This is a genomic window from Mycobacterium sp., from assembly GCF_049647605.1.
Classification (GTDB): domain Bacteria; phylum Actinomycetota; class Actinomycetes; order Mycobacteriales; family Mycobacteriaceae; genus Mycobacterium.
On sequence record NZ_JBARXZ010000188.1, the window covers coordinates 42,377 to 49,514 of the forward strand.

The window sequence follows — 7,138 nt, forward strand, 5'->3', positions numbered from 1 at the left end:
TCCGATATGATTTCTAGCGGCTGCGTCACCTGCACAGCCGGCCCGGTCACCGCCGCGGGCTGGTAGGCCACGGTGACGATGCACTGCGATCGACGGCCGGCACCGGACGACCAGCGGTCGCAACCTAGGCGGTGACGTTCGATCGCCGGCGAACCACGTTGATCCCGAAGATCACCGCTCCGATCGCCAGCCAGACCAGGCCACCGATCTTGGCCAACGCGTCGGCATTGATCAGCACGTAGCCGATGATCAGAAAGCCCAGGGTCGGCACCACCAGGTGCAGCAGGTAGTTCTTGGACTTCTGCTTCACCAGGTAGTACCAGATCACCGAGATGTGCAGCAGGCAGAAGCCGAAGAGAGCGCCGAAGTTCACCAGCGACGCAATGAGACCGATTTGTCCGACGAAGAACAGCACCAGCATGGTGCTCAGCGCGCTCACCACCAGGATCGCGGCAACGGGCACCTGCCGTGAGCTGATCTTGGACAGAAAAGACGGCAGCTGCCGGTCACGGCTCATCGAGAACAGCAGCCGGCTGGTGGCCGCCTGCGCGGCCATGGCATTCGCCAGACCCACCGCCAATACGTTGACGACAAAGAAGGCGTTCATCCAGCCGGTGTTGGACGCGGCCTGAACAAGAAGGAAGAACGCGTTGCCCACCTCGTCGTCACTGAACGACTCTCGACCGCCGGCGAGCAAGCTGGCCAGCCAGGTCTGGGTGACAAACAGTGTGGCCACCAGGCAGAGCGCGATGAGCATGGCTTTGCCGGCCGGGTTCTTTTTCCCGGTGGATTCTTCGGCGAGCGTTGAAATACCGTCGAAGCCAAGGAAACTCAGCACGGCGATCGACAGGGCGCCGGCCAGTAGCGAGGCGCTGACGGCACTGGAGTTCCAGATCGGTGTGGTGCTCCAGCCGATGTCCGGCACGCTGTGTCCGCTGATGACGCGGACGGCTATCACCACGAAGATCACCACGAACACCAGCTCGACGGCCAGGAACAGTCGGTTGACGATCTTCAGCGAGCTGACACCCAGAAGGTTGACGACAGTGTTCACGGCCACGAAGATGACCGCCCATAGCCACCGTGGGGTTCCGGGGAACAGCCCGACCATTGATTCCGCGGCAAAGACATAGAGCAGTGTCGGTACCAGAAGGTAGTCGAGCAGGATTGCCCATCCCGCGAAAAATCCTGCGGTGGGGTGAATTCCGCGCCCGACATAGGAGAAGACCGATCCCGCCAGCGGGAACGACTTGGCCATCTGCGCATATGCGGCTGCGGTGAACAGCATCGCAACCAGCCCGATGAGGTAGACCAGCGGGACCATTCCCGAAGAGCTGTTGTAGACGGTGCCGAAGATGGTCCACGGAGCAATGGGCACCATGAAGACCAGGCCGTAGACCACGAGGTCGAATGTGGAAATGGACCGGTTGAGTTCTTGTTTGTAGCCGAATGATTCGAGCGTGCGCTGGCCTTCGCCAGTGGTGAGGGGATCAGTGGTGCCAACCATCGTGGATTCCTGTCGGGAGTGGGATTGTCAGATCACGCCCGGCCCGCACTGGCCAGGTCGTGTTTGTCGAGGAACGTGGCGACAACGGCACGGAAGTTCTCCGGTTGCTCGAGATGGGTGCAATGGCTGGACTCTGCAAAGACATACGAGCTGACGTCGGGGATGTGGTCGACGAAGGGCTGCCACGTGGTGGGCGTCGCTTCGTCGAATTCGCCGGCAAGTACCAGAGTGGGCGCGACGATCTCCGGGAGGCGTTCGATCACCGTCCAGTTCTTCAGCGTCCCGATGACGTGAAACTCGTTGGGGCCGTTCATCGTGTGGTAGACGGTGGGGTCGGCTTCCATTTGCCTTTCACTGTCGAGGAAAGCCTGCGGCGTGGGCTCGCTGCGGCACACATGGCGGCGGTAGAACTCTGCTGCTGCGGCGAGGTATTCGGGATGGGTGACCGTCCCGTCGGATTCATGACGCAGGAGTGCCGCCTGCGTCTCGGCGGGCAGTTCGGCGCGCAGCTCGGCCGCCCCGGCGACCCACAGATCCATGGCGGCGGGGGAGTTGCAGATCGCCAGTGATGCCAGCCCTGCAGGTTGGCGCACGGCGATCTCGGCGCCCAGCATTCCGCCCCATGACTGGCCGAGAAGGTGGTACGTCCCGAGGTCGAGGGCCTCCCGCACGGTGTGGAACTCCTCGATGAACAACTCCGGGGTCCAGAAGTCTTTCGGCGCGTGCGGCAGGTGAGTGCTTCTGCCACAGCCGATTTGGTCGTAGTGCACCACGGTGCGACCGGTCTCTTCGGCCAATGCCGAGATGTTGGCAACGTAGTCATGAGCCATTCCGGGGCCGCCGTGCAGGACGACCAGTGGCAACGCGCCAGGTCGCGGATCTGTAGGACGGGTGATCTTCACCCAGGTTTCATGTTCACGAAAGGCAATCGTGCGGGTTTCGACGGGCATGAGCTCAGAATGAGTCATAAAAGGTCTCGCGGCAAGCCCATTGTTTGTAATTAACATGGCGGTGACATCGAGGAGATTGGATGGTCTGTATGCCCGTAGGTGACACGCCTTCACCGGGGTTGCTGGCCCAGCAGCTTGAGTCCCCGTCGCGCGTCGATGAGGTCACCGACCGATTGGTCACTGCGATTGCTATCGGCGAGTACCTGCCGGGCGGCCGTCTACCCGTCGAACGTGAACTGGCCGAAGCGCTGGGGGTCGGCCGAATGACCGTCAGAGCGGCGCTGGCCCGGCTGGTCGAGCGTGGACTGCTGGAAACCCGACGAGGACGAGGCGGCGGCTCCTATGTTCTCGACCAATGGCCTGAGTCGTCCACTCCGGCGGTAGCACGCACCCTGACCCTGCGATTCGACGAGCTGCGGGATCGCAGCGAGGCCATCGCTCGACTGCACGGGGCAGTGTGCCGGGCCGCCGCAGAGTCGCGCACCAACGCCGACATCAAGACTCTGACCGCCCGTCTGCAGGACTACAGCGACGCCGAGAGCGGCTTGAATGCGCAGCTTGCCGACGGCCGCCTGCATCTGGCCATCATGGACGCCGCCCACAACGCAACCCTCAAACAGCTCCTCGTGACCCTGGAATCGTCGAACGGTGTGGGCACCTCGACACACCGCTGGGGTGATGCGGCCACCATGCGTGACATGGAAGCGCGGGCGATGGAGGAACACACACAGCTCGTCGATGCCATTGCCGATGGCCGCGGTGACGACGCCGACGCGATCGCACGAGCACACCTGACCATCGATCTTGAACACATCTCGGCTGCAATGCGCCGGGCCGGGGTGTCGGCTGTCTGACGGTTTGTTCGAACCACGTACGCCTCTGCGCAGTGTGCGCACCCTCACAGTGACGGCCGTAGCTGGCCGCGGCCACACGCGGACGTCGAACTGAACAGGCTGTCCAAGTGCCGAGTTTGCAGAGGTACCCCCTGTTAGCATCGACCGCGGCAAAGCGCCCACCACGGTGCACATCGGGACTCGTCACTCGGATCGCACGATCTGGAGCAGCTCAACAAGCCGCTGACCAGTATGAACATGGCTTGGGTGGAAATTACCGGCTCCGCTGTCGACGACCCGCCTCGACCTCGGCCAGGGCACGCTTTGTCGTAGACAGGGCGTTGTATTCACGCAGGTCGCGGTGCCGCTACCATTTCTGTGGGGTTGCTGGGAATTGGCGGTGGGAAACCTAAACGGGTCGGGGTGAGCGAGTGGCGGATCAGGGTTCGATGTCGGCCGAGGAGTTGCGCCGCATCATGGAGGCGGCGCGCGACGAACTGGTCAAGTGGGGAATCGACCGCTTCAGCGTCTCGACGATGGCCGATCGCCACGGCCTCGATCCGGCTGTGATCCGCAAGCACTGGGGTGACTGTCCGAACCGACTCATTCTCGACGTGCTGGCACGGTGGCCCGGTGAGGACATGGCGCCACCCGACAGTGGTGACCTGCGCACCGACTTGTATTGGCTGGCGACCGGAATGGCCAACTACCTGGACTCGGAGCCGGGCCGCACCCTCCAGATGGCGCACCTCATCGAGGATCAGAAACTGCCGAGTGTCGACCTTCGCCGAACGGCCTGGCGGCTCCGTGCCGGCACCGTCCGGGTTGTCCTGGACCGTGCCCGGCTGAGGGGCGAGCTACGTGACGGTGTCGACGTCTTCATTGCGCTGGAGATGCTCTTCGCTCCGATCAACATGCGCGTTCTGTTCACCGGCGAACTGGTGGACGACGACTACTGCCGTTCGGTTTCGGACCTGGTCTGGCACGCAGTGCGCACGGACGGACACCGCTGAGCCGCGGCCGCGGTCAGTCGACGAGAACCGCGCCGATGGCGGTGAGTAAGCCCAGGCCGGTGAGGATCATGCCGACGATGAGCAGGGTAGGTGACTGGGTGCAGACTTCACTCATCCCGTAGAAGTCGATTGTTGTACTGCAGGTCTCGAACGCGCGTAAACGGTTGAGAACGACCAGGATTGCACCGACGAGGATCAATAGCCCACTCAAGCCGAGAACGAACGCGCGCAAGCTCATTTGCACTCCTGGAAACAGCACAGGCTGTGCTTCACGGGCAGCTCTCCGTGTCGATGCGAACCACACCGAAGTCAATGAGTGTGGCCGCGGTGATCGTGGTCCCGGGGGCGGGCGTGGAACTGCACACCTGCCAGTTCCGGTCCATGATTTGAGCGCGGCCCTTACCTGTGAGGTCGGTCGACGTGCTGAATGCGTTCTGGAACTCCGTCAACGCTTGGATGGAGTCTTGGGCATCTTGCAAATTCCGGCCGATGAGATTTGGCATCGTCCAAGACGCCTCCAGTGGCGCGGGTGCCCCAGCCGCGGGCGCAACCGGCGCTGCTGTCCCATCGGCCAGTGGTGGTGCCGGGGCCGCGGCCGGTGCGGTCACCACGACCGAACTCGTCACGGTCACTGTCGACGGCTTGGCCGCCTCGCTACCCCCGCCGCATGCGGACGCACTCAACCCGATTACTGTCGCGCCGATCGCAGCCGCCATCGCCCTGCATATGTGCATTGATTCCCCCTGTAGTCCGGAGACAGGCTAAATGCTGGGATGTTGCTGTGTAGACAGTTTGTGAGATCTGGTCCGGCTGCTCCGCCGGCAAGTCGCGGACAAGTCCTCGGCAAGTGCCCGCAGCGACAGTGAGGTCACCTCAGCGGTTGGTCTGAACCACGTCGAACAGGAGCGCACTATGAACATCGACTCGTCCGTCACCTCCACAGTCCCGGACACCCTCGGTATGGAGATCGCACACCGTGTGATGCTGCGAGACCTTGATCGCACGACCGGGGTCGCGATGGCGATGGCCGACGGGGGAGTACCGATCACCCGCCGCCGGGTGCGGGCCCTGGTGCGCTATCTGGGTCTGATGGGCAGGTCCATCCACCATCACCACTGCGCCGAGGACGACATCCTGTGGCCGGTGATCCAACAGCGCGCGGGTTCGGCCGTCGATCTCTCGCCGTTGACCGAGGATCACGAGGCGCTCGATCCGAAGATCGACGGCCTCGAGGTCGCCACCACAGGTTTTGGCGCCGATCCGTCACGGCAGACCGCCGCGGTGCTGGCGGCGCGGCTGGTGGAGATGCGGAACATGCTGCGGGAACACATCGCCGAAGAAGAACGTGACACCTTCCCGGTGATCCGGCGCTATCTTTCGGTCCAGGACTGGAAGGATGCCGAGGCGCGGATTCGCAAGGCCGCGCGGATGTCGTTCGAACTGCCACGTATCGCTGCGGCGGTCACCCCGGCTGAATTCGACACCCTGAAAGCCGAAGCCGGACCGATGATCGGCGTTCTGCTGGCCGCGGTCAGGCCGCGCTACCGCCGGATGGAGAAGGCGATCTGGGGCTGACGTCGGCAGCAACCCGGGCCAACACCACGTGAGCGTCGGCGCGGTGCCGGGCCGCGTCCTCGGGCCGCGACAAGGCATCGGCGAGCAGCGCCAGCGCGTCATCGACGGTGCCGAATGCCACGGAGCCGGAGTCTATCCCGGCGATACGGCCCGCCCACGGGAGCAACTCGCGGTAGGCCCGAGCACACTCGTCGAGGTCACCCAGCCGGACGGCGGCGCGGGCAAACAACGCCATCCGCGCCAGCCAATAGTAGTTGCGCTGCACCGGAATCCGTTGGTTCCACTGGTGTCGGGCCTCGTCGACGCGCCCCGAATCCAGCAGGCACAGCACCAGCGTTTCGTTCATGGCGTCGGGGTTGATTCGGTGAACGGCGATCATGGCTTCGGTCAGGCCGCTCAGATCGTCGCGGGCGAAGGCCAGTACCAGTTCGAAGACCAGCGCCACTTCTGCGGTGCGCGCCATGCCGGTATCGGCCATCTGCTGTGCCAGTCGGCGGTAGGCCCGTTCTGCCTCCGGTAGCCGGCCTGCGAGCACGTGCAGCACCGCCTGATACACCTGGAGAACGTGTACCAATGCCGCCAATTGGCCACTGGTGGAATGCTCGACGGCCAGATCGGCCTGGCGCATCGCTTCGGCCAGGTCGGTTCGGCCCGAGGCGCACATGAACAGGAACCAGTGCGCCAGTGCCTGATAGCCGAGCAGGCCGTTGTCTCGAGCGACCGAAAGCAGTTCGGCCGCCAGTGTTTCCCGTTCCGCGGCCAGGTCTGGGCCCAACGACAGGTAAGCTCTGGCGTTCAAGGCTGCGCACAGCGCCGTCGGATCGGCTGCGGTACGGGCGATCTCCAGGGCTTCCGCCGACCAGGCCAATACCTCGTGCATACCGTGTGCGGCAGCGGCGTTCTCGGTTTCGAAGATCAGGGCCACCAGCAGCCACACCCTGGTCGTCGGGTCGGCGTCACGGTGATCGGCGAGGGCCCGACGCAATGGCAGTTCGATGGCGGTCGCGTCATCCCCGAGTCCGGCAACGGTCCACGAGATCGGCGCGCGGTAGGAGGTCAGCGCCGCCAGTTCCAGGCTGGGGTCCCCGCTGCCGGCGGCCAACTGCACCGCCCGGGCCCGCGCGGGTCGGGCGGTGGCACTGGCACCGGCCTGGGCTGCGGCGCCGGTGATCTGAATGAGAATGCGCACCCGGTCGGCGTCGGTCACCCCAGCCTGGGCCAGATCGTTCATCCGGGCAGCGGCTTCGGCGAGGTGTAACG

The 7,138-nt window shown here is 64.2% G+C and carries 7 protein-coding genes and 1 pseudogene; 3 read left to right on the top strand and 5 right to left on the bottom strand.

Annotated elements, in window-relative coordinates:
* Window positions 1-124 precede the first annotated feature (124 nt).
* Together WBB07_RS24205 and WBB07_RS24210 are read right to left on the bottom strand one after the other, a co-directional pair.
* A complete protein-coding gene (locus WBB07_RS24205) occupies window positions 125-1,507 on the bottom strand; it encodes an amino acid permease (RefSeq protein WP_526311341.1) in 1,383 nt (460 codons plus the stop codon).
* A 32-nt stretch (window positions 1,508-1,539) separates the two neighbouring features.
* Window positions 1,540-2,457, bottom strand: coding sequence for a proline iminopeptidase-family hydrolase (locus WBB07_RS24210; RefSeq protein ID WP_526311343.1), 918 nt, complete (start codon window positions 2,455-2,457; stop codon window positions 1,540-1,542).
* Between the two features lie 80 nt (window positions 2,458-2,537).
* Here WBB07_RS24210 and WBB07_RS24215 point away from each other — a divergent pair, with 80 nt between their 5' ends.
* Window positions 2,538-3,311 carry a FadR/GntR family transcriptional regulator gene (locus WBB07_RS24215; protein ID WP_526311345.1) on the top strand — a complete coding sequence of 258 codons (774 nt, stop codon included), beginning with the start codon at window positions 2,538-2,540 and terminating at the stop codon, window positions 3,309-3,311.
* A gap of 410 nt (window positions 3,312-3,721) precedes the next feature.
* Complete coding sequence (locus tag WBB07_RS24220) at window positions 3,722-4,303, top strand: TetR/AcrR family transcriptional regulator (RefSeq protein WP_526311347.1); 582 nt, start codon at window positions 3,722-3,724, stop codon at window positions 4,301-4,303.
* A 13-nt stretch (window positions 4,304-4,316) separates the two neighbouring features.
* On the opposite strand, the gene WBB07_RS24225 is transcribed toward WBB07_RS24220, so the two are convergent.
* Both WBB07_RS24225 and WBB07_RS24230 read right to left on the bottom strand, forming a co-directional pair.
* The gene (locus WBB07_RS24225) at window positions 4,317-4,541 is read right to left on the bottom strand and encodes a hypothetical protein (protein WP_526311349.1); all 225 of its coding nucleotides are present in this window, start codon (window positions 4,539-4,541) and stop codon (window positions 4,317-4,319) included.
* A 31-nt stretch (window positions 4,542-4,572) separates the two neighbouring features.
* Entirely contained in the window at window positions 4,573-4,986 is a 414-nt protein-coding gene (locus tag WBB07_RS24230) for a PASTA domain-containing protein (protein WP_526311350.1), read from the bottom strand.
* 229 nt (window positions 4,987-5,215) lie between these two features.
* On the opposite strand from WBB07_RS24230, the gene WBB07_RS24235 reads away from it, so the two are divergent.
* Complete coding sequence (locus WBB07_RS24235; RefSeq protein WP_526311352.1) at window positions 5,216-5,878, top strand: hemerythrin domain-containing protein; 663 nt, start codon at window positions 5,216-5,218, stop codon at window positions 5,876-5,878.
* Here the strand turns inward: WBB07_RS24235 and WBB07_RS24240 are convergent.
* Window positions 5,835-7,138 (bottom strand): annotated as a pseudogene (locus WBB07_RS24240) (hypothetical protein); the annotation flags it as partial. The gene WBB07_RS24235 and the pseudogene WBB07_RS24240 sit on opposite strands and share 44 nt — an antisense overlap.